Source organism: Halobacillus sp. ABR2_026 (assembly GCF_056158545.1).
On record NZ_JBSWTM010000001.1, the window covers coordinates 2,556,272 to 2,581,250 of the forward strand.

At 41.5% G+C, this 24,979-nt stretch carries 33 protein-coding genes; 11 read left to right on the forward strand and 22 right to left on the reverse strand.

Translation table 11 applies throughout. The features are described 5' to 3' along the window. Window positions 1-139: 139 nt before the first annotated feature. Window positions 140-400, forward strand: coding sequence for a 30S ribosomal protein S20 (rpsT, locus tag ACXADE_RS13335; RefSeq protein ID WP_474980946.1), 261 nt, complete (start codon window positions 140-142; stop codon window positions 398-400). A gap of 135 nt (window positions 401-535) precedes the next feature. Here rpsT and holA read toward each other — a convergent pair whose 3' ends face one another. Continuing rightward, window positions 536-1,558 (reverse strand): DNA polymerase III subunit delta, encoded by a 1,023-nt coding sequence (gene holA / locus ACXADE_RS13340; protein WP_474980947.1) that lies wholly within the window; start codon window positions 1,556-1,558, stop codon window positions 536-538. A 348-nt stretch (window positions 1,559-1,906) separates the two neighbouring features. On the opposite strand from holA, the gene ACXADE_RS13345 reads away from it, so the two are divergent. Further along, the gene (locus ACXADE_RS13345) at window positions 1,907-2,041 is read left to right on the forward strand and encodes a YqzM family protein (protein WP_089654323.1); all 135 of its coding nucleotides are present in this window, start codon (window positions 1,907-1,909) and stop codon (window positions 2,039-2,041) included. Between the two features lie 43 nt (window positions 2,042-2,084). Here the strand turns inward: ACXADE_RS13345 and ACXADE_RS13350 are convergent, their stop codons facing one another. Genes ACXADE_RS13350 through ACXADE_RS13360 form a run of 3 tightly spaced genes read right to left on the reverse strand, consistent with a single transcriptional unit; the run spans window position 2,085 to window position 5,534 of the window. Continuing rightward, window positions 2,085-4,352: a DNA internalization-related competence protein ComEC/Rec2 gene (locus ACXADE_RS13350; RefSeq protein ID WP_474980948.1), complete on the reverse strand. Its 2,268-nt coding sequence runs from the start codon at window positions 4,350-4,352 to the stop codon at window positions 2,085-2,087. Continuing rightward, complete coding sequence (locus ACXADE_RS13355) at window positions 4,352-4,909, reverse strand: ComE operon protein 2 (RefSeq protein ID WP_474980949.1); 558 nt, start codon at window positions 4,907-4,909, stop codon at window positions 4,352-4,354. The genes ACXADE_RS13350 and ACXADE_RS13355 overlap by 1 nt, the downstream gene beginning before the upstream one ends. A 55-nt stretch (window positions 4,910-4,964) precedes the next feature. Next, window positions 4,965-5,534 (reverse strand): helix-hairpin-helix domain-containing protein, encoded by a 570-nt coding sequence (locus ACXADE_RS13360; protein WP_474980950.1) that lies wholly within the window; start codon window positions 5,532-5,534, stop codon window positions 4,965-4,967. A gap of 71 nt (window positions 5,535-5,605) precedes the next feature. Between ACXADE_RS13360 and comER the strand changes: the two genes are divergently transcribed. Then, on the forward strand, window positions 5,606-6,415 hold the full coding sequence (gene comER, locus ACXADE_RS13365) for a late competence protein ComER (RefSeq protein ID WP_474980951.1): 810 nt from the start codon (window positions 5,606-5,608) through the stop codon (window positions 6,413-6,415). Window positions 6,416-6,564: 149 nt separating this feature from the next. On the opposite strand, the gene ACXADE_RS13370 is transcribed toward comER, so the two are convergent. From ACXADE_RS13370 to ACXADE_RS13405, 8 genes are read right to left on the reverse strand one after another with little or no spacing between them, the layout of a single operon-like run. Next, entirely contained in the window at window positions 6,565-7,296 is a 732-nt protein-coding gene (locus ACXADE_RS13370; protein WP_474980952.1) for a class I SAM-dependent DNA methyltransferase, read from the reverse strand. Window position 7,297: 1 nt separating this feature from the next. Then, a complete protein-coding gene (rsfS, locus tag ACXADE_RS13375; RefSeq protein WP_474980953.1) occupies window positions 7,298-7,651 on the reverse strand; it encodes a ribosome silencing factor in 354 nt (117 codons plus the stop codon). Between the two features lie 45 nt (window positions 7,652-7,696). Next, window positions 7,697-8,257 carry a bis(5'-nucleosyl)-tetraphosphatase (symmetrical) YqeK gene (gene yqeK / locus ACXADE_RS13380; protein WP_474980954.1) on the reverse strand — a complete coding sequence of 187 codons (561 nt, stop codon included), beginning with the start codon at window positions 8,255-8,257 and terminating at the stop codon, window positions 7,697-7,699. Then, window positions 8,241-8,813, reverse strand: a complete 573-nt coding sequence (locus ACXADE_RS13385) for a nicotinate-nucleotide adenylyltransferase (RefSeq protein ID WP_474980955.1) — start codon at window positions 8,811-8,813, stop codon at window positions 8,241-8,243. Before ACXADE_RS13385 ends, yqeK begins: the two co-directional genes overlap by 17 nt. Before the next feature lie 12 nt (window positions 8,814-8,825). After that, window positions 8,826-9,116 (reverse strand): ribosome assembly RNA-binding protein YhbY, encoded by a 291-nt coding sequence (gene yhbY / locus ACXADE_RS13390; protein WP_474980956.1) that lies wholly within the window; start codon window positions 9,114-9,116, stop codon window positions 8,826-8,828. 1 nt (window position 9,117) lies between these two features. Next, window positions 9,118-9,954 (reverse strand): shikimate dehydrogenase, encoded by an 837-nt coding sequence (gene aroE / locus ACXADE_RS13395; RefSeq protein ID WP_474980957.1) that lies wholly within the window; start codon window positions 9,952-9,954, stop codon window positions 9,118-9,120. A 10-nt stretch (window positions 9,955-9,964) separates the two neighbouring features. After that, window positions 9,965-11,068, reverse strand: coding sequence for a ribosome biogenesis GTPase YqeH (gene yqeH / locus ACXADE_RS13400; protein ID WP_474980958.1), 1,104 nt, complete (start codon window positions 11,066-11,068; stop codon window positions 9,965-9,967). Continuing rightward, entirely contained in the window at window positions 11,065-11,589 is a 525-nt protein-coding gene (locus tag ACXADE_RS13405) for a YqeG family HAD IIIA-type phosphatase (RefSeq protein ID WP_474980959.1), read from the reverse strand. The genes yqeH and ACXADE_RS13405 overlap by 4 nt, the downstream gene beginning before the upstream one ends. A gap of 336 nt (window positions 11,590-11,925) precedes the next feature. Here ACXADE_RS13405 and ACXADE_RS13410 point away from each other — a divergent pair, with 336 nt between their 5' ends. From ACXADE_RS13410 to sigK, 8 genes are all read left to right on the forward strand, one after another. Beyond that, window positions 11,926-12,078 carry a sporulation histidine kinase inhibitor Sda gene (locus ACXADE_RS13410; protein ID WP_474982229.1) on the forward strand — a complete coding sequence of 51 codons (153 nt, stop codon included), beginning with the start codon at window positions 11,926-11,928 and terminating at the stop codon, window positions 12,076-12,078. 280 nt (window positions 12,079-12,358) lie between these two features. Then, the gene (locus ACXADE_RS13415; protein WP_474980960.1) at window positions 12,359-14,695 is read left to right on the forward strand and encodes a Na+/H+ antiporter subunit A; all 2,337 of its coding nucleotides are present in this window, start codon (window positions 12,359-12,361) and stop codon (window positions 14,693-14,695) included. A 3-nt stretch (window positions 14,696-14,698) separates the two neighbouring features. Beyond that, entirely contained in the window at window positions 14,699-15,037 is a 339-nt protein-coding gene (locus ACXADE_RS13420) for a Na(+)/H(+) antiporter subunit C (protein ID WP_474980961.1), read from the forward strand. Further along, a complete protein-coding gene (locus tag ACXADE_RS13425; protein ID WP_474980962.1) occupies window positions 15,030-16,514 on the forward strand; it encodes a Na+/H+ antiporter subunit D in 1,485 nt (494 codons plus the stop codon). Before ACXADE_RS13420 ends, ACXADE_RS13425 begins: the two co-directional genes overlap by 8 nt. 6 nt (window positions 16,515-16,520) lie before the next feature. Further along, entirely contained in the window at window positions 16,521-16,997 is a 477-nt protein-coding gene (locus tag ACXADE_RS13430) for a Na+/H+ antiporter subunit E (RefSeq protein WP_474980963.1), read from the forward strand. 18 nt (window positions 16,998-17,015) lie between these two features. Continuing rightward, entirely contained in the window at window positions 17,016-17,309 is a 294-nt protein-coding gene (locus ACXADE_RS13435; RefSeq protein ID WP_474980964.1) for a Na(+)/H(+) antiporter subunit F1, read from the forward strand. Continuing rightward, complete coding sequence (gene mnhG, locus ACXADE_RS13440) at window positions 17,290-17,676, forward strand: monovalent cation/H(+) antiporter subunit G (protein WP_474980965.1); 387 nt, start codon at window positions 17,290-17,292, stop codon at window positions 17,674-17,676. The genes ACXADE_RS13435 and mnhG overlap by 20 nt, the downstream gene beginning before the upstream one ends. Window positions 17,677-17,952: 276 nt before the next feature. Continuing rightward, window positions 17,953-18,666, forward strand: a complete 714-nt coding sequence (gene sigK, locus ACXADE_RS13445) for an RNA polymerase sporulation sigma factor SigK (protein WP_474980966.1) — start codon at window positions 17,953-17,955, stop codon at window positions 18,664-18,666. A 46-nt stretch (window positions 18,667-18,712) separates the two neighbouring features. Here sigK and ACXADE_RS13450 read toward each other — a convergent pair whose 3' ends face one another. From ACXADE_RS13450 to ACXADE_RS13495, 10 genes are all read right to left on the reverse strand, one after another. Then, window positions 18,713-18,928 (reverse strand): YrhC family protein, encoded by a 216-nt coding sequence (locus ACXADE_RS13450; protein ID WP_474980967.1) that lies wholly within the window; start codon window positions 18,926-18,928, stop codon window positions 18,713-18,715. A gap of 60 nt (window positions 18,929-18,988) precedes the next feature. Continuing rightward, window positions 18,989-19,687, reverse strand: coding sequence for a 5'-methylthioadenosine/S-adenosylhomocysteine nucleosidase (mtnN, locus tag ACXADE_RS13455; RefSeq protein ID WP_474980968.1), 699 nt, complete (start codon window positions 19,685-19,687; stop codon window positions 18,989-18,991). Between the two features lie 15 nt (window positions 19,688-19,702). Next, on the reverse strand, window positions 19,703-20,413 hold the full coding sequence (locus ACXADE_RS13460) for a YrrS family protein (RefSeq protein ID WP_474980969.1): 711 nt from the start codon (window positions 20,411-20,413) through the stop codon (window positions 19,703-19,705). A 218-nt stretch (window positions 20,414-20,631) separates the two neighbouring features. Beyond that, a complete protein-coding gene (gene greA / locus ACXADE_RS13465; protein WP_474980970.1) occupies window positions 20,632-21,108 on the reverse strand; it encodes a transcription elongation factor GreA in 477 nt (158 codons plus the stop codon). A gap of 160 nt (window positions 21,109-21,268) precedes the next feature. Next, complete coding sequence (gene udk, locus ACXADE_RS13470; protein ID WP_474980971.1) at window positions 21,269-21,922, reverse strand: uridine kinase; 654 nt, start codon at window positions 21,920-21,922, stop codon at window positions 21,269-21,271. 42 nt (window positions 21,923-21,964) lie between these two features. Further along, the gene (locus ACXADE_RS13475; RefSeq protein WP_474980972.1) at window positions 21,965-22,603 is read right to left on the reverse strand and encodes an O-methyltransferase; all 639 of its coding nucleotides are present in this window, start codon (window positions 22,601-22,603) and stop codon (window positions 21,965-21,967) included. A gap of 107 nt (window positions 22,604-22,710) precedes the next feature. Then, entirely contained in the window at window positions 22,711-23,835 is a 1,125-nt protein-coding gene (gene mltG, locus ACXADE_RS13480) for an endolytic transglycosylase MltG (RefSeq protein ID WP_474980973.1), read from the reverse strand. A 137-nt stretch (window positions 23,836-23,972) separates the two neighbouring features. Beyond that, a complete protein-coding gene (locus ACXADE_RS13485; protein ID WP_474980974.1) occupies window positions 23,973-24,257 on the reverse strand; it encodes a DUF1292 domain-containing protein in 285 nt (94 codons plus the stop codon). Window positions 24,258-24,271: 14 nt separating this feature from the next. Continuing rightward, entirely contained in the window at window positions 24,272-24,688 is a 417-nt protein-coding gene (gene ruvX, locus ACXADE_RS13490) for a Holliday junction resolvase RuvX (RefSeq protein ID WP_474980975.1), read from the reverse strand. After that, window positions 24,685-24,957, reverse strand: a complete 273-nt coding sequence (locus ACXADE_RS13495; protein WP_115822523.1) for an IreB family regulatory phosphoprotein — start codon at window positions 24,955-24,957, stop codon at window positions 24,685-24,687. The genes ruvX and ACXADE_RS13495 overlap by 4 nt, the downstream gene beginning before the upstream one ends. Window positions 24,958-24,979: the final 22 nt, after the last annotated feature.

Here is a 24,979-nt window from a genome sequence, read left to right on the forward strand (position 1 = left end):
AATCTTCTCCCAAGGCAGTCAAAATTATGCAAATGATGAAGGTGGGTTTGAGATAAGTATTGAAAACAGCGCATTGCTCTGGTAAAATGTCTTTTGTTCGATATGAATGAGTTTTTGTTTTTACCTAGGAGGTGAAACTATGCCTAATATTAAATCAGCGAAAAAGCGTGTACGTACGAATGATGACGCACGTGCCTTGAATGCAGCGTTCAAATCCGACATGCGTACAGCGGTTAAACGTGTAGAAAAGCTTGTTGATAGCAAAGATGTAGAGAACGCTAAAGAAGCACTCCCTACAGCTGTTAAGAAAATCGACAAAGCTGTTCAACGTGGTGCCCTTCACCAGAACACAGGGAACCGTAAAAAATCCCGCCTAACTAAACTTGTCAACGCATTATAATTCATTCGTAATTTATGACCAACAGACGATCCTTCTATTTGAATGGGTCGTTTTTACATGAGTGAAGCCCTCCGAAAATATCGGAGGGCTTCTTTTCATTCACGGTACGATTAGATGAGATATTATTGATCAAACCTATGAAGAAGGTACATGGGTCTGTTGTTTAATATGGATCAATTGATATAAGAGCATTTCAAACGCCAAAGATTTTTCCATCTTCCCCTGCTTCAGAGAATGGTCGGTTTCTGCCAACTGCTCCATAATTTGATCAAGCTCTTGTTGCGTGAAGGCACGCTCCCTTTTAAGAGCCATTTTAATGACATAAGGGTGTGCTTTGATATAGCTTTTCATTTGATTTTGAGCATACCCTTTTTGTTTTAATACTTTTGCCTGACTTATAATTCTGAACTGGGAGGCAAGTAAAGCCGTTAACGCTATGGGCTCTTCATTCAGTTTTTCCAAGTCTTTATAGATCCTGATGGCTCTCCCCAAATCTTTCTCCATAACGGCATCGACCAATTTCAAGCCAGAGGCTTCAGCACTGTGTGAGAGGAGTTGTTCTGCCACATCTTTCGTAACAATTCCTCCTTCTCCTACATACAGAGCAAGCTTCTCCATCTCCTTACGAAGGGCCATTAGATTCGCCCCGATTTCTTGAGTGAAAAGCTCATAGATATCCTCCGGAACCGTAATATGTAGATCATCAGCCAAAGATTTTATCCACTTATCTACATCCCATTCTTTCACGGGCTGACAACTGATAATTTCCCCATTTTTCTTAAATTGCTTATACAATTTTTTGCGCTCATCAATCTTTTCATATGGAGCAACCACAATTAAAACCGTGTAATCTGCTGGGTTTTCCAGATACTCTAACAGGGTGTCTGTATCATGCTCGATCTGCAGCTTATCTGGTTTAGCTTTTAGAAAGACCGGATGATTAGCGACGACAACTTTCTTTTCTCCGAGGAAAGGAAATGTCTCTGCATCCGTAACAGCATCTTCTATCGGTGTTTCTTCGAGATCGTACTGCGATATATTAAATTCACGATCATCTTTGTTCAGTGTCTTTTCAATAATTTTGTTTTTATGTTCTTGGATTAAATAGGATTCTTCTCCATATAATAAATATACGTGTGATTGCTTTTTGTTGACCATAAATGGTTGTCCTTCCTTCATAAAAAAAGAGTACGGCGCCCCATGAATGGGGAACTCAGTGTCACCATTTTATGTTTCTTTGGAATATCTGTCAAAATGGAGTTCTGATATCGCCGTATGAACCATCTATATAAACGCCATTCCAAAAGCCCCGGAAGCTTTTGAAGAGGACGATGTTGTTCCTCTCTTGCGTTTAGTTTGACCGCTTACGTAAGAATTATCTGTGACAAGTCTTGCTAGGAGTGGGAAAGGTATGAATCCTTGATGAAATTCGTTTTCATGCCCGGTAAATGTAGATTTTTGGTTAAAAATGGACTATACTTAATAATTGATATAGGAGGGGTAACAGTGAACGAGTTCAAAAACGACATTCAATCCAAAACTAATGATGTAATCGACTCTGGATTAGGGTTTGTATTTTCATTTGTTTTCTTCTTCGTAATCTTCTTTATCGGTGTTTTGTTTTCTTTTCTTGGACAATGATCAGATGCAAAACCGGAAGGCTGCTGTTTTCGGCAGTCTTTTTTTATTCTCTGCTCGCATTATACGGGAGAAACGTTGAAAACGTTCCACTTTGCCCAAAAAAAGTGTACTGAACAGCTCCATAACGGTTCGTTTCTAGTAATGCCACTCCATGTGCCTCGAGGCTGTCTATAACCTCTCCATGAGGGTGGCCGTAACGATTCTCCACTCCTGCTGAGATCAAGCCGACCTCTGGATTGACCTTCCTCAAAAAGTCTACCGATGACGAAGTATTACTTCCGTGGTGGGCCACTTTCAAAATTTCGGCTTCCTCAAGGTCCCCTCTTTTGATGATATCTTTTTCAATACGGGCTGATATGTCGCCTGTGTACAACCACCGCTTTCCACCCAAATCCACACTAACCACAAGCGAATTATCATTCGGGTTCCCATGATCCACATTATTCAATGGATGAATTACCCGGAACATTACGCCACCGATGATTATTTGTTTACCCGCGCCCAATCGCTCTACCTTCCCATTGTTTTCGAATGTTTCCTTATAAAAAGGGCTGACGTAGATCCGGTCAACATTCATCTCTTTGAGAATGAAAGGAACACTTCCACTGTGGTCACTATCTGCATGACTAATAAATAGAGCATCAAGCTTATGAATGCCTCTGGATTTCAAAAAGGGAAGTATAATATTTGCTGCTGTTTTTTCCTTATCCGTTACATACATAGGTGGGCCGGCTGCATCCATCATGATCACTCCTTTTCGATACGGCAGTTCTATTATGAAAGTATCGCCCTGTCCAACATCAAGCATCGTTACAACTCCCTTGTTGGAGAAGTAGGGGACTGAACTGCATAGAGCTAAAATAAAAACAAGGATTAAAGAAACTGCAAAAGCTCTCCCTCTTTGCTTTAGTTCCCATTCTTTCATCATCAGTACAAAAAAGACTCCGTACAAAAGAACAAACACGACCGGAATCTCTCCTGTCACCCAAGGATAATCCAACATCTCAGCCCCCTCCATTAAACCTTTTAATACAGGTTCATGGATCGACATAAATCCTTGGGATAGGAGAGAGCTAATAGAAGGGACAACAAAGCAAGCAATAAAAATAAACATCAGTGAAGGAATAACGAAGAATGAAAAATAAGGAACAGCAAATAAATTCATCCATAGTGAAAAAGGCTGAAATTCAAAGAAGTAATGAACCTGTAAGGCGAGAAGTGATAATTGACTAATCAACCCTACAACGGCTGATTGGGTCCATTTACTTTCATACTCCTTAAGAATCGGGAGGGTGAGCAGCAAAGAAGTTGTGACTAAAAATGAGAATTGAAACCCTAGATGAAAAAAATGTGAGGGAGAAAAGAACAGCATGAAGAGACATGTGAGGGATAATAGATCGAGTAATGAAATTTTTAACCTGAATAGACCACATACTAACAGGAGTATGCCCATAAGACCTGCACGCATGACAGATGGCGCGCCGCCTGAAATAAACATGTATATGGGTAATAAAATGATTAAAAGTAGCTTGGCTTGTTTTTTAGTTACCGCACCTGAGCGGTACAAAACAAAGTAAGTGCCTCCCATGGTAAGACCGATATGTAAGCCTGAGATGGCAAGGATGTGAGAAAGGTTAAATTCTCTGAACCAGTCAATGGTATCCTGATCAATATGGGATGTATCACCAAAAACTAAAGCCGAAATCCAAATGTAAGCTTCTGGCCGTACATTTTGCTGAACAATCGCTCTCAATTCCGACCTCTTTTTGAACAAAGGTGTCATCCATGAGTCTCCATTGCATTGCAGAGAATCAAGTTTGTCAATATTCCATTGGTAAAACACGCCTTGCTTTTCCATATATGAGCGATAATTAAATTGACCAGGGTTTCGGGATTGATCAAATAATTCTGCTTCTCCTTCACCCCTGCAGGAAGCTCCGATATTCCATGAGTCAGGAATGCGGCTTTGCTCTTGCAAAGGATAACGGACAAGAACACTCGCATCTTTTGTTTTCATAATGAAAGAATAGAAATGATCTGTCTTTTTAACAGGGGAGATAATTACGCCTTCTAAATAACTGTTTTGCTGCAGAGGAGGAACAACAGGAAGTGGCTGGGGTGACAGGTGGACATACCCGCCAATGCCGAACAATAGAAGAATGAAGATGAGTACGGGGTGACGGTGGTAGCTGAACAACCAGATAATAAAGAGAAGAAATAAGAAATATAAACTGTACCCTTTTTGGATTGACAACATCCCGCCAAGAACGAAAGCTATGACGGGAAGATGCCACGAACCTTTATTAAACATCACCGGGTTTCCAGATTCAATAGCTGCACGGCTTCCTGAACCAACCGCTCAGATTCAGCATCATTCACCCGTTCGAGCTTTTCGACCATCTGCTGAAAGAGAATCTGATGTTCAGGTTGAAGATCTGTTTGTTCAACGGGGACCTTCTGCATCCGAACCCCGGCCTGTTGGAGAAGTTCAATCGCATAAGCATCATTTTTGTAATCTTCACTATAGTATACGGCTTTGACTCCGGCCTGGATGATGGCTTTTGTACAATGAACACAAGGAAAGTGCGTCACATAAATCTCAGCCCCTTCAGTAGCCACACCGAACTTTGAGCATTGCAGAAGTGCGTTCATCTCCGCATGGATTGTCCGAACGCAATGACCGTTAACCACGTAACAACCCTCATCAATACAATGGACACCTCCTGAAACACTTCCGTTATACCCTCCTGCTATCATACGCTTATCTCTGACTATAACCGCTCCTACAGCAAGTCTTTGACATGTACTACGAGATTTCAACAAATAACTTTGTGACATAAAGTATTGATTCCATGTAATCCGCTCCATTATGTAACCCCACTTTTTTCATCAAGTTTACTCTGACCTTCACATTCCGTCAAACTTACGGAACAATGATCTGCTCTTTAAGGTTCTCCAATGTCTTTTCACCAATTCCAGGAACCTCCACCAACTCCTCAACTGAAAAAAAGGGCCCATTCTCTTCTCTGTATTTAATAATACTCTCAGCTTTGGATGGGCCAATCCCATTCAAAGCTTGTATTTCACTTGCAGATGCACGGTTTATTTTCACCTTATCTCCAGATACGGTCCCAGGTTCTACCTGCTCATCCTCTGAGGATAATGAAACGATAATCATCATTTCATCTTGGATACGTTGAGCAAGATTTACACTTTCAGGGTCTGCCTGGTCAGTCATACCTCCGGCTTCTTTTATCGCATCCACCACCCTGTTGTCCTCAGACATCGTATAAACGCCGGGTATATTCACAGCCCCCTTCACATCCACTTTCACAAAGTTTGAAGAAGATGTTTTCTCTTCCCTTTCTTCTTCAAGGATAACAGGAACATCGTTTACCTCTGCATCTCCCCCATTCGGTGGTTTGATTAAATAAAGCCCAATGATCACTACTACAACCACGATCAGCCAAACATACCTCTTCAACACACTCATGTTCAACCTTCTTTCATAAAAAGTAAATTTCAGAATATGGATATATAGGTAATCATTAAGGAGGGATTCCAATGAAATGGGGAATCATCGGCACAGGAAACATGGGGAGTATGCTGACCACGACGCTCATTAAAAGTGGAGCCGTCCCGGCCGGGCAGTTGACTATTTATAACCGAACCATGGATAAAGCGGAAAAAATTCAAGAGGAATTTCCGGGGCTGCATGTAGCGAAGGATCTGCCAGCGCTGCAAAGAACGTGTGATATCATCTTTTTATGTGTGAAGCCTCATCATTACAAGAGCATCATCGACGCCTTAAATGGATTGTGGTCTGAAGAACAGTGCCTTGTATCCATTACAAGTCCGGTTGCGGTTGAACAATTAGAGAAAGTCACCCCCTGCCAGGTCGCCCGGATTGTTCCATCCATTACAAATCACGCACGGTCCGGCGTAAGTTTATTTACTTTTGGAACTAAAATTAATCAAACATATCGGGATCACCTAATTGAAGCATTCCAACACATATCCACACCAATTGAAATTGAAGAAAAACATATACGCGTAGCTTCTGATATCGTCTCATGCGGACCTGCGTTCATTAGCTATTTATTAAGCCAATGGATCTCAGCCGCTGGTGATGTAGCAGAACTTCCAAAAGATAAAGCGACTTCATTAACAGAGAATATGATGGTTGGTTTAGGGGAACTTCTTGCACAAAAGATCATGACCCTGGATGAATTAATGGAGAAGGTTACCGTCAAAGGTGGAGTTACCGGGGAAGGGTTACAGGCATTAGAAGACCATATCGGGTCATTGTTCCAGAAAATGTTCGAAGCGACCCAAAATAAACATAAAGATGATAAACAACACATTGAATTCTAAATCTATATATTCGACACAATTACGTAAAATCCTTCAAAAACCTATGAAATTGTAAGCACCATTGAATTGCATGATCGATCCAGCCTCATGCCATCAAACCTAACATCAAAAAAAGAGTCCGACTTATTCGGACTCTTTCTAATCAAGGTCTATTCTTTCGTACAGACAAAAAACCAACGTTCTCCATCTGTTGAGGGTTCTTCATTAAAATCAGAATATACACCTCGAACTTTGAAGCCTGCCTCAACCAGCCAGTTCTTCAAAGCAGCAAGACTGTATCCCCGCTGTTCATGAACTTCATCAAAACGCCGATACTTTCCCCCATCATCCACAAAAAACGTCAAATCATGTACCAGACTGTTCTCTTCTTCCCCTGGGTCGCAGAACCAGATGAAAGACACTTCGTCACGCACCTCCGCGAAAGTTGCACCACTCAGATCGTTTTGAATATGATCTATAGAGTGCATATCAAATATGAACACTCCACCAACAGCGAGCACCTTATATATAGACTCGAACGCTTTCTGTACGTTGTGATCCTCTGTCAGATAGTTGAAGACATCACAGTAACTGATGACACAGTCGTAGTCAGACAAGCCTTCCATTGAAGTCATATCTTGCTGGATCCATTCTATATCTTTTCGAGGAGTTTTTTGCTGGGCAACTGTTAACATATCTGAAGACAGGTCTGCTCCTGTCAATTGATAACCACGTTCATGAAGCCTATAAGTGATTTCTCCTGTTCCACAACCAACATCCAAAATCCTCTTCCCCTCAGGTAGGTACTGTTCAAGTGTCCGGACGGTAAAGTCCACCCACTGTGAATAAGGGGCGTCTTTCATTAGGAGATCATAAACGCGGGCCATATCTCCGTAACTCATATTAGTTCTCTAAACCCTCGACAGTAACGGTATCTGCATCTCCCCATAGCCTTTCGAGGTTATAATAATGTCGCTCATCTTTATGGAAAATGTGACAGACAATATCATTTAGGTCCACGAGCACCCATCTTGCCTGCTCGAAGCCTTCCATCCTCTTCACTTCAATACCGTTCTCTTCTGCCTGATTTTTCAATTCCCTTGCAATCGCTTGAACCTGACGTTCATTGGACCCTTCACATATTAAAAAATAGTCAGCTATCAAAGATACTTCTGACATATCCAATACAACGATGTCCTGTGCTCTCTTCTCATCACACGCTTGCGCGGCTAAATTCACCAATTCTTTGCTTTCCATGGGTTTCCTCCCTATTTCTTCTCTATCTTTCCCATGATCCTTTGATCATTTTAAATCATTATATGCATGAAACGTGTCCGGATAAACGGTCCTTCCCTTATCAACCAGAAAAATGATGGTATTTTTAAGGGCTAAGGCACATGCTTCATCCAAACTCTCTTTTGCTTTTCCCCGAACTTCATCAAGCCCCGGAAAATCACGTCCGGGTTCGATGTAATCGGCTAAGAAGACGATTTTATCCAGTTTAGACATATGCTTTTTACCAGTAGTGTGGCAGCTGATGGCTGAAATGATCCCGGCATCGTTAAGACCAACTTCCTGCTCAAGCATTAATGCTCCTACGGGCCCGTGCCAAAGTTCATGGTGATAATCCAGAAGATCCTTCGACAGTCTCCGGTCCTTTTTAATCCACCTTTTCATAAGATCCACCGATTTATATTTTGCATAATCATGAAAAGCGGCTGCCAATTCAACTTTTTCAACATCCTCATCGAACCTCTCAGCTAATAGCACTGCCTGATCCGTCACTCGGACGGTATGTTCATAACGTGAGGTTTTCAAGGCTGGCCGCACATATCCGAGGGCCTCTTCACGATTCATTTTCATACAGGTGATGCTCCTTTATAAACGTCATAACAACATCAGGTATCAAATACTTTACGCTTTTACCTTCTGAAATACGCGCACGAATCATTGTGGAAGATAAATCTACAGACGGTATTTCTACAAAATGGATCGGAATATCGTCACTCCAACCAGCCCCTGGTCTTTCCACCCCTATGAATTGAACCATTTTTGCAAGGTCTTCAATCCGGTGCCATTTGGGCAGATGTTCTACCATATCTCCTCCTATGATAAAGAAAAAACGGTTATCAGGATATTCGGCTAATAATTCTGCCATCGTGTCTACTGTATACGAAGTACCTTTCCGGACAAGTTCTTTATCACAGACACGGAACGAAGGGTTGCCTTCAATACCGGCCTGCACCATAGCAAGCCTGGTTTCGGGATCAGTGGAAGACTCCTGTTTATGAGGAGGGATATAAGATGGCATATACCATACCTCATCAAGGTCCATGACTTCACGGGCATATTCTCCCATAATCAGATGCCCTTGATGGATGGGATCGAAAGTGCCCCCTAGTACACCTATTTTTTTCATTGAGCTTCCCCTTTATGGCAGTTCAATTTGTTTGTTTTCTTTAGACTCTTTATAAAGAATGATCGTATTTCCGATCACCTGGACGATGTGAGCGTCTGTCGCCTCGACAATTTCGTCAGCGATGACATGTTTATCTTCCAGGCAGTTCTGCAATATGCTTACCTTTATCAATTCCCTTTTTTCAAGAGCTTCATCAATTTGTTTGGTCATGTTTTCGTTGACACCGGCTTTTCCAACTTGGAAAATCGGTTGGATTTCATGAGATGCTGATCGTAGATGTTTTTTCTGTTTACTTGTTAACATTCTATACCCCTTTCAATTTCTGCTCAAATTCTTCTATTATTAATGCTGCTTCCGGGTGTGTATTCGTCCAAATTTGAAATGCGTAAACAGCCTGCTGCAACAGCATTTCATGTCCGAAGTGAAGACGAGCCCCTCTTTTCTCTGCTTCCTTTAAAAACTTCGTTTGCATAGGACGATATACAATATCACTTACCACAGTGTTTTGTGTCAAGTGATCAAGAGACATGACCGTTTGTTCCGGATCAGGGTTCATACCCACCGACGTCGTCTGTACGACCAAATCATAATTCATAAGAGAGCGTTCGGCATCCAGAATTGTAAGCGGAACCGAATCCACTTGAGAGGGGATATCACGAATTAGGTCCTCCGCCCTTGTCAACGTTCGGTTGGCAATATCCACATGGTTGATTTCGGTCCTTGTCAGAGCATCATATATGCCACGGGCTGCCCCGCCGCTCCCAATTATAAGGACTTTTGCACCGTTATGGAATAAATCGGGAAAACGGTTCTTCAAAGAGTCGACGAAACCTTTCCCATCTGTATTGTGACCGATCCATCCCTCGTTCGTATGATGCACAGTATTGACTGCTCCTAAGTGTCTTGCACTTTCATCCAACCCATCCAAATGGGGGATGATCTTTTCTTTATACGGTACGGTTACATTGAAGCCATCCAATCCTTTTTGTTTGATAAGAGCTACTTTTTCATCAAATTCATCAGGTTGGATTTCAAGCAGTTCATATTTCCCTTGAAGCTCCTGTTGTTCCAACAGTTTATGATGAATCCATGGAGACATAGAATGTCCGATTGGATGACCGATCAAGCCTAGTTTGTACACAAGATCCCTCCTAAATGAGTGACTCTCTTAAAGAAACCTTTACGCCTTCCGGAACATGGACAGAGACTGTAACGCCTCCTTGAGGTACTGTGATCCAGCCAAGTCCTGAAAATACGATATCAGTTTTATCCTCCTTCACTTTCAATGTATGTCTTTTCAAAGGAGGAAGTTTAGCGATCGTATCTTTATCCGGAGGGGTTAACAACTCTCCAAGGTGATTGGTATATAGATCATCCGCTTTATCCAACTTTGTCCGGTGAATATTCAATTCATTAGAAAAATAACAAACAAAGGAAGTTCTTTCGCCGGCTTCGAAATCAAACCTTGCAAGTCCACCTATGAAAAGAGTCTGTTCTTCATTCAGTTGGTAAACTTTCGGTTTCACTTCTTTTCGTGGTGTGATTAATTTCAAGTCTTTATCTGATACGTAATGGGCCATTTGGTGACGTTGTATGACTCCTGGTGTGTCATATAATGAACTTTTTTCATCCAATGGGATATCAATAAAGCCAAGCGTAGTACCCGGGAAATAAGAAGTTGTAATGGCATCCTTCACCCCGGATGTATTGGAAATCAAAGTATTAATAAACGTTGACTTCCCGACATTTGTTGTCCCTACAACATAAACATCTCCATTATTCCGATAGCGATCAATGGCTTGTGATAATTCTTCAATGCCCATATTTCTCTCCGCTGAGATTAAGTAGACATCTTCCACGACTAACCCATTCTCTTTAGCTGAACGTTTCATCCAATGTTTCACTTTCCCATGATTGACGGATTTGGGCAGGACATCCATTTTATTCCCCACAAGAATAACAGGATTGTTGCCTGTCAACCTTTTCAAACCTGAGATGAAGCTGCCATTGAAATCGAAAATATCAACGAGTTGGACGACCAATCCCTTCGTGTCACTAATTTGGTTGAGCATTTCCAGGAAGTCATCGTCTTGGAAAGGTACATCTTGAACCTCATTATAATGTTTCAAACGGAAGCATCTCTTACAAATAATGTCTTCCCTCTCCAAAGCCGATGCAGGGGCATACCCTGCTTCGTTTGGGTTTGTCGTTTGTATGTCAGCACCGCACCCTTGACATTGTATTCCGGACATCATTGATCTCTCCTCTGCCATGTGATTTTACCTTTCCTCCGCATCCAATTCAGGATCCGTCTCTCAATTTTCCGGTTAAAACGTGTGACAAATCCATCCGTTTCCACAATAGGTACGACAAGAATTGTATGGAAGCCGGCTGAATTTCCACCGAGGACATCGGTAAGAAGCTGGTCGCCTATAACTGCAACTTCTTCTTTTTGCAGCTTCATATGCTTTTGAGCTTTTTTAAAGGCTTTGGATAACGGCTTTTTAGCACTATGAATAAACCTTGTATCCAATGGCTCGGAAAACAATTTCACACGAGCTTCATTATTATTAGAGGCAATAGTAACTTGAATGCCGTGATCATTCATTTTTTTGAACCAGCTTCTGATCTCTTCCGTAGCATCCGGCACATCCCATGCTACAAGCGTGTTATCTAAATCGGTGATGACACCTTTAATTCCTTTATTTTTCAATTCATCCGGGTCAATATCAAAAACACTCGGAACATGTTCATCTGGTAAAAAGTTTTTTAACATCTATTCAGTTCATCTCCTCATAAAACCGCAAAAATCTCCTTCACCATCATATACAAAATTGAAGGATGTTTCAAAAAGAGTTATGTTCAGAACAAAAATCGTTCGACAAATACCGACATAATCGGGTTGTGGATAAGTTTATACACATATTCCACACAGTAACTTCTTTGTTATCACTCATTTAAACCTGTTTTTCTCAAAAGTTATCTACATTTTGATGTAGATAACTTCGATATTGTGACGAAATAAGGGTCGTGATAAGGTAAGAATACATTAAACGTGAGCGTTCAAAGATTCAATAAAGCGGGAGGTGACTGTCACATGTGTGACAGCGGCATGAAGCAATTATCGGATTCCCTACTCATACAATCTTACCACAAAGCCATAGAGCTCAATCTCTCTGATGAGTTTATAGAACAGATCAAACGCGAAATCAACAAACGTGCGATCCAACACCTTTTGGGCAAACGGATTTCCCATGTCGGCTGATTTGACAAGCCCTGACAAATAACTCCTTTATTTCCCATTCACACTCGTCCACCACACGACCTGGACGAGTTTTTTTATGACTTTTTTTATTTCCTCAAATGATGTCTTTCTTCTTATTTATAAGGACACACTAAATATGGGCTGTCTCCACCTATCCCCGGTATGCTACAGTTGAATAATGGTCCTTTTTTTGATTACAATTGAGTGAACACAATGTTACGAACACCCAAAATCCAATGACTAATAGATGAGAGTTACGTTTAAAGGAGGAACATTCCACATGTTGGTGGCCGTATTATTGCCTTTTATTATTGCTATTTTTATTCCATTCCTAAGCAAATGGAAGGGGAAAATTCACACAGGATTCTTCGTTACAATTATTCCTGTGTCGATTTTTATTTATTTTTCCCGATTTTTAGGTTCAGGGTTCGAACCTGTTGTTCAAGAGTATTCGTGGATTCCTTCCTTGGATATGAATATGGTCTTTCACCTGGATGGACTTAGTTTACTTTTTGTTCTACTAATCAGCGGAATTGGCGCCCTAGTTGCCTTCTACTCGATTTTTTATTTACATAAGTCGGAGCAGCTGGGACATTTTTATGTTTATTTTCTGATATTTATGGGCTCGATGTTAGGAGTTGTATTATCTGATAACGTATTTGTCTTATACAGCTTCTGGGAGTTTACATCGCTGTCTTCTTTCTTATTAATCGGATTTTGGAACTTTAAGAAAGAATCGCGGTATGGGGCTTTAAAATCCATGCTTATTACCGTATTCGGCGGACTAAGCCTCCTTGGTGCCCTTATCTTCATGAGTGTGTTGACAAATACTACCAGCATACAGGAAATGATCAGTCAGCAACAGCTTGTTTTGAACAGTGAATATTTCCCGCTGATTCTTGGCTTGTTGCTACTGGGAGCATTTACGAAGTCAGCACAGTTTCCATTCCATATCTGGTTGCCGGATGCTATGGAAGCTCCGACACCAGTCAGTGCCTATCTGCACTCAGCAACTATGGTTAAGGCGGGAATCTATTTAGTTGCCCGTTACTCACCGATGCTTTCAGCCAATGAATGGTTTTTCATTATTGTTTCCATTGCAGGAATTGTCACTCTTTGCTGGGGCTCTTATATGGCCGTTCGCCAAACCGACTTGAAAGGGATTCTTGCATTTTCAACAATCAGTCAGCTTGGTATGATTATGGCAATGCTTGGCTTTGGTACAAAAGCAGCTATTTTCGGTGCTGTCTTCCACATTCTCAATCACGCGACTTTCAAAGGAAGTCTGTTTATGGTTGCGGGAATTGTCGATCATGAGGTGGGTACTCGCGACATACGCAAATTAGGCGGTTTGATGACCTTTATGCCAATGACAGCTACGCTTGCTTTGTTTGCATCCTTTTCAATGGCAGGTGTTCCTCTTCCTTTCCTCAATGGTTTTTACAGTAAAGAAATGTTTTTTGAGTCTTCTTTACATTTAGAAACAGCAGGAGTTGGAATTGCCGGGATTTTACAAGCAACTGTCCCTTATTTAGCTGTTTTAGGAAGTATCTTTACTTTTGTTTACTCCATGTACTTTTTCTTCGGCACGTTCCGAGGAAAATCACATCTGAATGAGCTGCCTAAAAAGCCGCATGAAGCACCAATTGGAATGTTGATTTCCCCACTTGTGCTCGTTGCAGGTGTTTTGATCATTGGCTTATTCCCTGGACTCATCAATGAACCATTCATTGCTCACGCTGCAGAAGCCGTTAAAGGTACAGCTCTAGATGAGAAGCACATCTATTTCTGGCATGGATTCAAACCAGCGTTTATTATGTCTCTTACTGTGCTTGTTTTTGGTAGTATATTAGCTCTTTCCAGGAAAGTCTGGTCCCCTGTTTATAATGTCGTCCCAGGAATTTTAAGTATGAATAAATTCTATGACGGTACCGTCGATCGGTTGGAGAAATACTCGACCACCCTTACAAAAGGATATATGAATGGGTCACTGGGAAGGTATGTTCGATTAATCCTTGCAGCGATCATCGTCATATCCTTTGCCTTTATGGCAATGACTGGTGGATTCACACTGGATATGTCCAATGTTGCTGATGTGACAGCGCCAGAGATTCTGGTAGCAGTGACTATGGTCATTGCAGCTATAGGAACAGCTCTAACGAACAATCGCATCGCTGCTATTCTTATTTTGGGTGTCGTAGGTTATGGTCTTTCTATGTTGTTTGTTCTGTACAGAGCCCCAGACCTTGCCCTTACGCAATTAATAGTAGAAACAGTCACCGTAGCTTTATTCTTGCTCGTGTTCTATCATCTTCCGAAACTTCGTAAGAAAGACGAACCCGCAAGTACAAAAGTGCTAAACCTTGTCATATCCATCGGCTTCGGAGCATTGATGACGATGGTTGCGATTTCTTCACACAGCAGTAAATTTTTCGAATCTATTTCCGACTACTTCGTAGACAATTCGTACAAACTTGGTGGTGGCGACAATATTGTTAACGTCATTCTCGTCGACTTCCGTGGATTGGATACTTTGTTTGAAATCGTCGTACTAGGCATTGCTGCTATGGCAATTTTCGGCTTAATTCGTTTTAGAAAGAATAAGGGGGAGGAATAAACCATGGAAATTATTATGGCCGTCTTAGCGGGCATTCTCTTCACTACAGGTGTCTATAACCTCCTTCAAAAACAATTGTTACGCATTATCATCGGAACCGGCCTCATTTCCCATGGGGCCCACCTGTTCATATTGACAATGGGAGAATTGAAAACAGGAGCACCACCTGTACTAACAGAAGGGGTTGAAAACTACACAGACCCCCTACCGCAAGCATTGATTCTTACATCAATCGTCATCAGTTTTGGTGTTACCAGTTTACTACTAGTCTTAGCTTATCGAGCAGCTAAGGTTAATGGGACAGATAATATGGAGGAATTAAGGGGTAACGACTATGAGTAATTTAGCTGTATTGCCTATTCTGCTGCCTTTATTAGCAGGCATCATTTTAGCTTTCACACACAAAAAGACACGCATCTCAAGAAATTTAGCCAAAGCATTTGCGATTATTAACTTTCTTGTCGTAGGTCTCGTCTTCATGCAAGTAAAAAACCACGGGAGTCTGGTGTTAGAGGTAGGAAGCTGGGAAGCACCTTTCGGTATCGTCCTTGTGGGAGACCTGCTCGCCATCACACTAGTCCTTACAACAAATATTATCTCCGTTGCCTGTGTGTTCTTTGCTCCACAATCTTTATCTGAAAAAGAAGAGTCGTTTTATTTTTACACCTTCTTCTTTATGCTGATCTCGGGAGTAAGTGGCGCATTTCTAACCGGGGACCTCTTCAACCTTTTTGTATTCTTTGAAGTACTTTTAATGGCATCCTATGGACTGATTGTTCTCGGCAACGGGAAAGCCCAATTGAGAGAATCCATCAAGTATGTCTTGATTAATTTATTCTCTTCTATGTTATTTGTAACGACGATCGCTTTCCTTTATTCAGTGGTCGGTACAGTTAACATGGCTCAAATTGCGCAACGAGTACAGGAAGTAGAACAAGAGGGTATACTGACAACGATCGCGATTTTACTGTTCTTTGTATTCGCTACGAAAGCAGCCGTCTTCCCGCTCTACTATTGGCTGCCTCGTCCATACATTTCACCGAACCCAGTGGTATCTGCACTATTCGGAGCGTTATTAACGAAAGTGGGAATTTATTCGATCTTACGGACATTTACACTCATGTTCAACCAGGAGGTTGAGTTGACCCACACTTTATTCATCTATCTTGCAGCCTTGACGATGATCTTCGGTGTCATTGGCGCTCTATCGACAAATAATATTAAGCTGATTGTTGCTTACAATATTATCCCCGCAGTCGGTTTCATGCTGATGGGCATTGGAATCTTCACGGAAGTGTCGATCAGTGGAACGATTTATTACCTTGTCCATGATATGGTAATAAAAGCAGCTCTGTTCATCCTTGTCGGTGCCACTGCCTATGTAGCCGGGACTTCAGATCTTCGCAAAATGGGTGGATTGATTCATCACTACCCTATTCTCGGGTGGCTCATGTTTTTAGCTTCCCTCGTCCTTGCAGGGATTCCACCATTTAGTGGATTTATCGGAAAACTACTACTCTTACGAAGTGGTCTCGGACAAGAAGAGATCTTCATTGTCATCATGGGACTGATTTCAAGTCTTCTTATCCTCTTCTCCATGATCCGAATTTTCATCAGAGGGTTCTGGGGGGAGAAAATGGATATTCCTGTTCCAGCCCGGGAAAAGAAAGGAAAAAGAATGGCACTACCTGCCGTAGGACTGTTAGCCGTTTCCGTTCTTCTCGGGGTAGGTGCTGAGTGGTTCTTCCCGACAATAGAAAACATCTCTCAATATATGATGGATCCGCAACAATATATTGATTCTGTGTTAAAGGAGTAGAAGCTGATGCCTTTACAAATCGTATTGAACATCATCATCGCCATGATGTGGATGTTCCTGAGTGAAACATACAATTTCACGACTTTCTTTGTCGGTTATATTCTAGGAATCATACTGCTCTTCGTCCTTCAACGTTTTGTACCGGATTCTTTCTATATGAAACGGGCGTGGAAGTTTTTCCTTCTCATTTTACTATTTATCAGAGAACTGGTCTTATCCAACATTGATATTGTCAAACATGTATATAAACCAAAAATGGATATGCAGCCAGGAATATTCGCATTACCGATTGATGTAAAGACAAACTTTGAAATTACACTTCTCGCCAACTTGATCTCCCTTACACCTGGCACCTTATCTGTCGTTGTCAGTGAAGATCATACAAAAATTTTCATTCACGCGATGGATATGCCGGATGTACAAGAATCCGTGAACGAGATTAAAAATTCCTTTGAAAAGCGTATTATGGAGGTGACCCGTTAAATGGAAGAGATTCTGGACATGACACAAACTTTAATCCGTGTTTCTGCTACAATTGCCGTCGTAGCTGTCGCAATTTCCGTCATCCTCCTTTTATACCGGGCCATCCTCGGACCCACCAATCCGGATCGTGCCGTAGCCCTCGATATCATCGGTATTAACTTAATGGCTTTAGCAGGATTGATCGCCGTCCTGCTTGTGACGACCAGGTTTAATGATGTTGTTCTGCTGATCGGCATCTTATTGTTCATTGGGACAGTCGCACTGGCGAAATTCTTAGAAAAGGGTGTTATCATTGAGCGGGACATGGATTAATCTAATATTCGACATCACTATTTGTCTATCTCTTTTGATTGGTGCCTTTTTCCTGATATCCGGCTCCATAGGAATACTGCGTTTCCCTGATGTCTACACACGTCTGCATGCAGCGACGAAAAGTTCTACACTGGGTGTAGCAGGCATCATGATCGGAGCTTTCCTATTCCACTATGTAGAGCATGACATCGTAAGCGGGAAACTGCTGCTCGGAATATTCTTTGTACTTTTGACAGCACCTGTGTCCGGTCATATGATCTCAAGAGCTGCTTACCGAGCGGGGGTTCCGCTTTGGGAAAAGAGCGTGAAAGATGAATATGCCGAAGTGTTGAAAGAAGAACAGAAACAACAGGCCCCGGATGGCTGATTACAGAAGCCCCCAGCCACTGGGGGCTTTTTTTGTTCAAAGATCTGTCAGTAGCAAGCTGTTGATCTATATTACCTAACCATTAAAGACCTAAGACTGACCGCCAGGAAAGCATCATAAGATACACAGGTAAGAAAAAATAAGCTCTCCTTTCTTTATGGAAGACCTTCTCCCCATTTCTAAACAATATTTTTTACCACCTGACAAGCACAGACAACTTCCTAAGGACATAAGTATGTTGTAGGCATTCGCCTAATCCTTGAGGAGGTGCGCTACATGAGCAGTCTGATTGCTTCCATCCTTTACTTTTTCAAAGAGTCTCTCTTCTTCATGTCGTATGTAAAAAACCAGGCATTCCCCAACCCCCTCCCTCCAGAAGAAGAAGCCAAACAGCTCCAATTGATGGCCGAAGGAAGTCATGATGCAAGGAACAAACTGATTGAACATAACCTGCGTCTTGTTGCCCACATTGTCAAAAAGTTTGAAAACACAAAAGAAGACTTTGAAGATCTCATTTCCATTGGAACCATCGGTCTAATCAAAGGCATCGAGAGTTATTCGACAGGTAAAGGAACGAAACTCGCTACTTATGCTGCCCGCTGTATTGAGAATGAGATTCTCATGCATCTCCGGTCAACCAAAAAAATGAGCAAAGACATTTCATTGCAAGACCCGATCGGCCACGATAAGGAAGGAAATGAATTGAACCTCCTTGATATCCTTCAAGCGGATGTTACGGATATCGTGGAAGAAATTCAACTTCATATGGAATTGGAAAAAATTAAAGATTTCATCACAGTCCTGGATGAGCGGGAAAAAGAAGTGATCATCTTCCGTTATGGATTGAATCAGACAGAAGAAAAAACACAGAGGGAGATAGCTAAAGAACTTGGGATATCAAGAAGTTATGTGTCGAGGATTGAAAAGCGTGCGTTGATGAAGATTTTCCATGAATTTTACAAACAAAGTAAACAAGGAAACAATGGATAAACAACAGCCACTACCATCTTAAAAGAATGGAGTGGCTGTTTCATTCCTAATATTTATTCCATTTTCTTATCTTCAAAGTGATGATGAATGAGGAGAAAAGGGTTGCTCCGATGATTGGATACAGGAACAAATACGCATGGGTCCCGTACTCATATAAGCTGATCAAGGTGCCGATATATAAATAAGTGCTTAAAACAATCAGTGTGATCACAAACCGTTTATAATCCATTATCTTTTTCTTCAACGAAAGAGAAGTTTCCATACGGTCCACCTCCTACTTTCTATGATCGTAACATAGGAGAATACCACACGGATATGGAAATCATTGTGATTTGTAGTTCTTCACCATTTCCATGATCATCACGGCTGCATTTTTTGCAGCTTTCGGCAGGAACTGATCAAAGGACACGGAAGATTCTTTGCCCGCAATATCAGATAACGCCCGTATGACAACAAAAGGGGTCCCGTATTTATAACAAACCTGTGCAATGGCGGCTGCTTCCATCTCAGCAGCAATCATCTCTGGGAATTTTCCACGGACAAAATTAACTCTTGTTTCCTCCTGCATAAAGGAATCCCCTGTTGCTATAATTCCTTTGGCTGCCTTAGCATCCGTCTTCTCTACAGCACCCATCGCTTGTTGAACGAGATGTTCATCTGCTGGATACATTTCTGGCATCCCTGGAACCTGCCCATAAGCATATTGGAAAGCTGTCACATCGACATCATGGTGGGTCACTAATGAAGAGATGACTACATCTCCAACTTCAAGATCCTTTGCAAATCCGCCGGCAGAACCTGTATTGATCACCGCTTCGATTTGATGCTGCTCGTGGAGGATGGTTGTAGACATTGCTGCATTGACTTTACCAATCCCTGATTTTAACAAAACAACTTTCTCTCCGTGCAATATTCCTTCCACAAAAAGGCTGCCGGCCACTTCTTTTTCTGAAGTGGCTTGCATATTTGCCTTTAATAATTCTACCTCTTCATCCATCGCTCCGATAATTCCAATTGCCATTCCAAACTTCCTCTCTTAGCCATTATAATCTTTTAAAACTTCGAGTCTCACAGGTTTATACCCTTGACCTTCTATCCAATCAATATGAACTCTTAGATATCCTGTCTTATTTTTGTCAGAGACTGTCGCTTTCGCTTTCTGATGGTGTCCCCTATTACTTACATCCCAGTATATAATATTGTCTTCAGAAAGGCCTACAGCGCTTCTAATCGCCTCTTTCAACTCTTTATAATCCTGAGTGCCTGATTGATAAGTGATGCCATGATCTCCATTTGTGTCCATTTCCGTAGGGATTACCGGCCAATCCTTGGTAACCACCCTTTCCACGTTAGGATCGTCGCTCTTTTCTATCTTCAGTCCCTTTTCATCTTCAATGGGTTTCAACTCTTCAAATCCCTCAATGGAAACCTTCTCCTTATCAGATGTTTCCTCTTTATCTTTACTCTCTTTTTCAGCCGATTCATTTTTGTCTTTAGATTCATTTTCATCGGTTTCGGCTTGAGAAGCATCTTGTTGTTCTTCGTTCTGTTCATTTGCTGCTTCTTCTTGACTGTTGGAATCCTGCTGAGCCTGTCCTTTTTGATCATCACCACCAAATAAGATCAGTCCTATGAGTAATACCATGAACACGCTGCCTGCCCCTACAAGCCATGTCAGCATTTTCGTTCCTCTTCGTTTCTTCTCAAAACGATTAGACCGAGAATGCGGGGGTTGATGCTTTGCCATGATTTTTCTGCCTCCTTTTTACTCGCCGTTTATTATACATGAACTTTGTGCTGTTACCAATGCTTTCTTTTACCTATCTCATAACAATTCCAAGTGTCAACCACAATCATAAGAAATTCCCCATTAACAATCAAGGAGCTTACAAACAAGAGCCATCCCAGCTCTAGATTAAACTCTAAATCCAATAAAAAAAGACAGGGAAGCTCCCTGCCTTGCTGTTATTCGACTGTGATAATTTTTACGTCAATCTCTCCACCTGGTGTCGCGACTTTTACTTTGTCACCGACCACATGGCCAATCAAGCTTTGAGCCATTGGGGAGTCATTTGAGATTTTACCTTCAAAAGGATCGGCTTCCGCACTACCGACTATGGTATATGTTTCTTCGTCTCCTTCTGGAAGCTCCTGGAACGTCACAGATTTACCCATTGTAACCGTATCAGGATTTTCATTATCATTTTCAATGATGACTGCATTACGGATCATATTCTCAACCTGAGTGATGCGTGCTTCCACAAATGCCTGTTCATCTTTCGCAGCATCATACTCGGAATTCTCTGATAAGTCTCCGAAACCTCGGGCGATTTTAATGCGTTCTACAACTTCCTTACGTCGTTCTGTTTTTAAATGATGCAGTTCTTCTTCTAACTTCAGCTTTCCTTCTTCGGTCATATAATAGTTTTTTTCTTCTGCCATGGTCCGAAACACTCCTTTAAATACAAGAAAAAATGATGTCCTTAATATAGGAAATGAGCAGTACGACTGTACGCTCATAAAAAAGAGTTACTATACTTTACCCGAGGACATAATGATTTAGAACTACTAGTGAAAACTATGCCAGATTTTTGGTAGTATTTCAACTATTTTCTTTCGTCATCGTCTGCCCTTTTTCGTAAAGAACGGTTTGAATTTTAGTTGCCATCAAATCAATGGCCACGTGGTTTTGGCCACCCTCCGGGATGATGATGTCCGCATATCGTTTCGTAGGTTCTACGAACTGCAGGTGCATGGGACGGACAACATTGATGTATTGATCGATCACAGAGTCAAGGGAACGACCTCTTTCATTAATATCTCTCATCATTCTGCGGATGATTCTAACATCTGCATCGGTATCTACAAAGACCTTAATATCCATCAGGTCTCTCAAACGTTCATCTTCAAGCACGAGAATCCCTTCAACGATAATGACTTCTTTCGGTTCAACATGAATCGTTTCATCTGAACGGGTGTGCATTTTATAATCATAGACCGGTTTTTCAACAGGTTCCTGCTCAAGCAGATTCTTCAAATGCTCAATCAACAGGTCATTATCGAAAGCTAGCGGATGATCATAGTTCGTTTGAAGTCTTTCTTCGAAAGGAACATCACTCTGATCCTTATAATAATAGTCTTGTTCTAGCATTAACAACGTCTTATCTGTAAAGCGCTGGATGATCGAACGAGTCACACTCGTTTTCCCTGAACCTGATCCTCCTGCTACTCCAATCACTACTGGTTTATCACTCATGCTCCTGGGTGCTCCTTTCATCCAATCCATTCTAAACTATATTTAATACACTTGTTTTTTCTTAGTAATAGCAACCCCGTCACCAATCGGTACGATGGTTGTATGATAATCAGGGTGCTGAACGAGCCATTCATTGAATTTCCTTATTTTCCGAGCAATTTTAGCCATTCTGGGGCTTGCCTCTGAGTCATCAGCCACGAAACCTTTGAAAAGCACATTATCCGAAATAATCACTCCGTTATCAGAAACCATCGGTGCATACAAATGGAAAAACTCTTCATACTTCCCTTTGGCTGCATCGATAAATAATAAATCAAAAGGGCCATCTTTTTCAATGGTAGATGCTGCCTCTAAAGCATCTCCAAAAATCACCTGGATTTGTTCTTGGGCATTGAAGGCCTTTATATTTTTCAAGGCTTCCAGATACCGCTTCTCATCTCGTTCGACAGTTGTGATTCTGCTTTCTGGACTGGCTTCGAGCATTCGCAAGGCCGAATAACCAATAGCAGCCCCTATCTCCAGGATTCGTTGGGGCTGTTGAATTCTTAAAAGCTGCATAAGAAAATCGATTCCCAAAGGCTCCATTATAGGGACGTTCTGCTCATCCGCATAGGTTTCCATTTTCTGAACAGCTGTGGAAGGCTTCGAAAGCAATGTCTGTAAATATTGTTCTTGGTCCACTTGTTTCACCCTTCACATTAATTTTACATCCGATTTACAACCCCACTATTTTAACATAAAAAAAAGAAGGAATGCGAGTATCTTTTTGCATTCCTCCTAAAAACATGTTAATTGATATATTCTTCTTTTAATTCGTTATGTTCTTCAAGTGAACTTGCATAATGTATTTCTCCTTCGCTGTCTGCAAGGAAATATAGATAATCATGATCTTCAGGCGCAGCTGCAGCTTGAAGGGAATTTTCGTTGAAGTTTGAAATCGGACCAACCGGAAGCCCTGTTATATAATAAGTATTGTAAGGGGACTCAATCTCAAGATCTTCATACAATACCCGGTCTTTATGTTCCCCGTGAGCATAGAGGACCGTTGGGTCTGTCTGAAGCTTCATGTCATCCTCCAGGCGGTTTTGGAATACACCAGAAATCATTTTCCGGCTTTCAGCGGTGCGGGCTTCATTTTCAAGTAGAGAAGCCATCGTAACAAGATCATGTACATTTTCTACACCGTTGAGCTCATCCATTTGATTCATATATGGAAGAACGACGGCCTGCGTTTTATCGAGCATTTTCTTTACAATTTGGTCAATCGTCGGATCTTCAACATAGATGTTATACGTAGCGGCAAACAAATACCCTTCTAAAGAGTGGCGGATCTCATCATTCAAGATATCTTCCGTTAATAACTGAGGGTATTCGGCCATCAATTCTTCTACATAGGAATCATCATTGACTTTATTCATGAAGTCTTCCTTTGTAAAAGATAGTTCTTCGGCATAAACTTCGGCAATCTGCTCTAAATTCCTACCTTCAGGAACAGTCACTTTATACACGGGATCTTTTACAAGTTTCCCTGTTTTCAACGTCTCAATGATCTCATTAAGTGTCATAGAAGATGTGAATTGATAATTGCCAGCTTGGAAACCTGATTCATTTTTGAATTTTGTATAAAAACGGAAAATCAGATCATTTTTGATGACATCATTCTCTTCAAGAATTCCTGCAATGGATGACGTAGAAGAACCTAAAGGAATCTCAACATTGATTTGTTTGTTATCTCCTGGATTCACGGGCTCCAGTGCGGACTTCACATAAAAGTAGCCGGACAATCCGCCGATGACAAGAGCAAGGATCAGCACGGTGAGGATGATGGACACTATTTTTCTCACTTTGCCCGCTTCCTCTGTTCTATTTTTCAATTTTTGTTTATATTGATTTTTAAAATCAGAATTAGACATCAGACTTCCCCCTTTCATCCGGTTCATTATACTATAAAGTGAAAGAACCTTTCTACATATTCCCTGAATTTTCTACATGAGACGAGTCGAATGGAATGGCATAAAAAAGCCTGCAACGAGGAGTTGCAGGCTTTTTCTCACGTTAAATCTTCATCTGTCAAAGTGTTTAACATTTCTTCTACCATTTCCCACTCTTCATCGGATTCAATTTGGAAAAGAGCAAGATCGTCTTCTTCATTCCCCTTCTCTTCATAACGGAAAGCGAAGACTTCTACTTCCTCGCCGTCTTTCTGTTCTGCTGGTACTACTGCGATATAGGAATGACCCGTCTGTTCCACGTCAAATGTAAACAGTACCTCAAATAAGTGTTCTTCTCCGTTTTCATCCGGAATAATGATACGTTCTTCTTTTTCCAGTGCCATAAATGACAGCCTCCTTATTGTTTCGAATCCAAGTAACTTTGCAGGATCATGACAGCAGCCATTTTATCAATCACCTTTTTCCGCTTCTTCCTGCTGACATCTGCATCCAGCAGCACTCGTTCTGCTGCCATCGTTGTTAAGCGTTCATCCCAAAGGTGTGTTTGGAGATGAAATTCTTCTTCCAGCCATGCGGCGAAAGTCTGGCTCGCTTCCCCTCGTGGTCCGACCGTTCCATTCATGTTTTTCGGAAAGCCTACGACCGCTTCCGTTACATCATGGTCGCGTATAACCTCTCTCAACGACTCTTTCGCCGTATTGTAGTCCTGTTCGTCCCAACGGAGTGTGGTGAGACCCTGGGCCGTCCAGCCCAGAGCATCAGAGATAGCGATGCCAATGGTCTTTTCACCGACATCCAATCCTATTTTTTTCATTCAATGCCCTCTTTATTCTCTTTGATGTAAGATTTAACCAGTTCTTCAATCAGCTCATCACGTTCGATTTTGCGGATTAAATTTCTGGCATCCTGATGACGAGGAATGTACGCAGGGTCGCCTGAAAGCAAGTATCCGACAATCTGATTTATCGGATTATACCCTTTCTCTTGTAATGCTCCATATACTGATAGTAATACGGATTGGACATCTTGATCAAACGGCTCTTCTGAGAAATTGAACCTCATCGTTTTATCCATTGAACTCATTACAGTCACCTCGCACTTTTGT

What these genes read in the sequence shown, in the direction of transcription:
- ACXADE_RS13350 (WP_474980948.1), bottom strand. Translation starts at nt 4,352, where the DNA reads ATGTTTAATAAAGGTTCGTGGCATCTTCCCGTCATAGCTTTCGTTCTT.
- ACXADE_RS13425 (WP_474980962.1), top strand. Translation starts at nt 15,030, where the DNA reads ATGAGTAATTTAGCTGTATTGCCTATTCTGCTGCCTTTATTAGCAGGC.
- yhbY (WP_474980956.1), bottom strand. Translation starts at nt 9,116, where the DNA reads ATGTTAACAAGTAAACAGAAAAAACATCTACGATCAGCATCTCATGAA.
- sigK (WP_474980966.1), top strand. Translation starts at nt 17,953, where the DNA reads ATGAGCAGTCTGATTGCTTCCATCCTTTACTTTTTCAAAGAGTCTCTC.
- ACXADE_RS13485 (WP_474980974.1), bottom strand. Translation starts at nt 24,257, where the DNA reads ATGGCACTGGAAAAAGAAGAACGTATCATTATTCCGGATGAAAACGGA.
- ACXADE_RS13495 (WP_115822523.1), bottom strand. Translation starts at nt 24,957, where the DNA reads ATGAGTTCAATGGATAAAACGATGAGGTTCAATTTCTCAGAAGAGCCG.
- ACXADE_RS13360 (WP_474980950.1), bottom strand. Translation starts at nt 5,534, where the DNA reads ATGAGTGTGTTGAAGAGGTATGTTTGGCTGATCGTGGTTGTAGTAGTG.
- rpsT (WP_474980946.1), top strand. Translation starts at nt 140, where the DNA reads ATGCCTAATATTAAATCAGCGAAAAAGCGTGTACGTACGAATGATGAC.
- mtnN (WP_474980968.1), bottom strand. Translation starts at nt 19,687, where the DNA reads ATGGCAATTGGAATTATCGGAGCGATGGATGAAGAGGTAGAATTATTA.
- ACXADE_RS13435 (WP_474980964.1), top strand. Translation starts at nt 17,016, where the DNA reads ATGACACAAACTTTAATCCGTGTTTCTGCTACAATTGCCGTCGTAGCT.
- ACXADE_RS13415 (WP_474980960.1), top strand. Translation starts at nt 12,359, where the DNA reads ATGTTGGTGGCCGTATTATTGCCTTTTATTATTGCTATTTTTATTCCA.
- ACXADE_RS13355 (WP_474980949.1), bottom strand. Translation starts at nt 4,909, where the DNA reads ATGGAGCGGATTACATGGAATCAATACTTTATGTCACAAAGTTATTTG.
- ACXADE_RS13430 (WP_474980963.1), top strand. Translation starts at nt 16,521, where the DNA reads ATGCCTTTACAAATCGTATTGAACATCATCATCGCCATGATGTGGATG.
- ACXADE_RS13405 (WP_474980959.1), bottom strand. Translation starts at nt 11,589, where the DNA reads ATGTTAAAAAACTTTTTACCAGATGAACATGTTCCGAGTGTTTTTGAT.
- yqeH (WP_474980958.1), bottom strand. Translation starts at nt 11,068, where the DNA reads ATGATGTCCGGAATACAATGTCAAGGGTGCGGTGCTGACATACAAACG.
- holA (WP_474980947.1), bottom strand. Translation starts at nt 1,558, where the DNA reads ATGGTCAACAAAAAGCAATCACACGTATATTTATTATATGGAGAAGAA.
- greA (WP_474980970.1), bottom strand. Translation starts at nt 21,108, where the DNA reads ATGGCAGAAGAAAAAAACTATTATATGACCGAAGAAGGAAAGCTGAAG.
- ACXADE_RS13460 (WP_474980969.1), bottom strand. Translation starts at nt 20,413, where the DNA reads ATGGCAAAGCATCAACCCCCGCATTCTCGGTCTAATCGTTTTGAGAAG.
- mltG (WP_474980973.1), bottom strand. Translation starts at nt 23,835, where the DNA reads ATGTCTAATTCTGATTTTAAAAATCAATATAAACAAAAATTGAAAAAT.
- udk (WP_474980971.1), bottom strand. Translation starts at nt 21,922, where the DNA reads ATGAGTGATAAACCAGTAGTGATTGGAGTAGCAGGAGGATCAGGTTCA.
- ACXADE_RS13410 (WP_474982229.1), top strand. Translation starts at nt 11,926, where the DNA reads ATGAAGCAATTATCGGATTCCCTACTCATACAATCTTACCACAAAGCC.
- ACXADE_RS13420 (WP_474980961.1), top strand. Translation starts at nt 14,699, where the DNA reads ATGGAAATTATTATGGCCGTCTTAGCGGGCATTCTCTTCACTACAGGT.
- yqeK (WP_474980954.1), bottom strand. Translation starts at nt 8,257, where the DNA reads ATGAAAATGAATCGTGAAGAGGCCCTCGGATATGTGCGGCCAGCCTTG.
- ACXADE_RS13370 (WP_474980952.1), bottom strand. Translation starts at nt 7,296, where the DNA reads ATGAGTTACGGAGATATGGCCCGCGTTTATGATCTCCTAATGAAAGAC.
- ACXADE_RS13385 (WP_474980955.1), bottom strand. Translation starts at nt 8,813, where the DNA reads ATGAAAAAAATAGGTGTACTAGGGGGCACTTTCGATCCCATCCATCAA.
- ruvX (WP_474980975.1), bottom strand. Translation starts at nt 24,688, where the DNA reads ATGAAAAAAATAGGATTGGATGTCGGTGAAAAGACCATTGGCATCGCT.
- rsfS (WP_474980953.1), bottom strand. Translation starts at nt 7,651, where the DNA reads ATGGAAAGCAAAGAATTGGTGAATTTAGCCGCGCAAGCGTGTGATGAG.
- ACXADE_RS13450 (WP_474980967.1), bottom strand. Translation starts at nt 18,928, where the DNA reads ATGGAAACTTCTCTTTCGTTGAAGAAAAAGATAATGGATTATAAACGG.
- comER (WP_474980951.1), top strand. Translation starts at nt 5,606, where the DNA reads ATGAAATGGGGAATCATCGGCACAGGAAACATGGGGAGTATGCTGACC.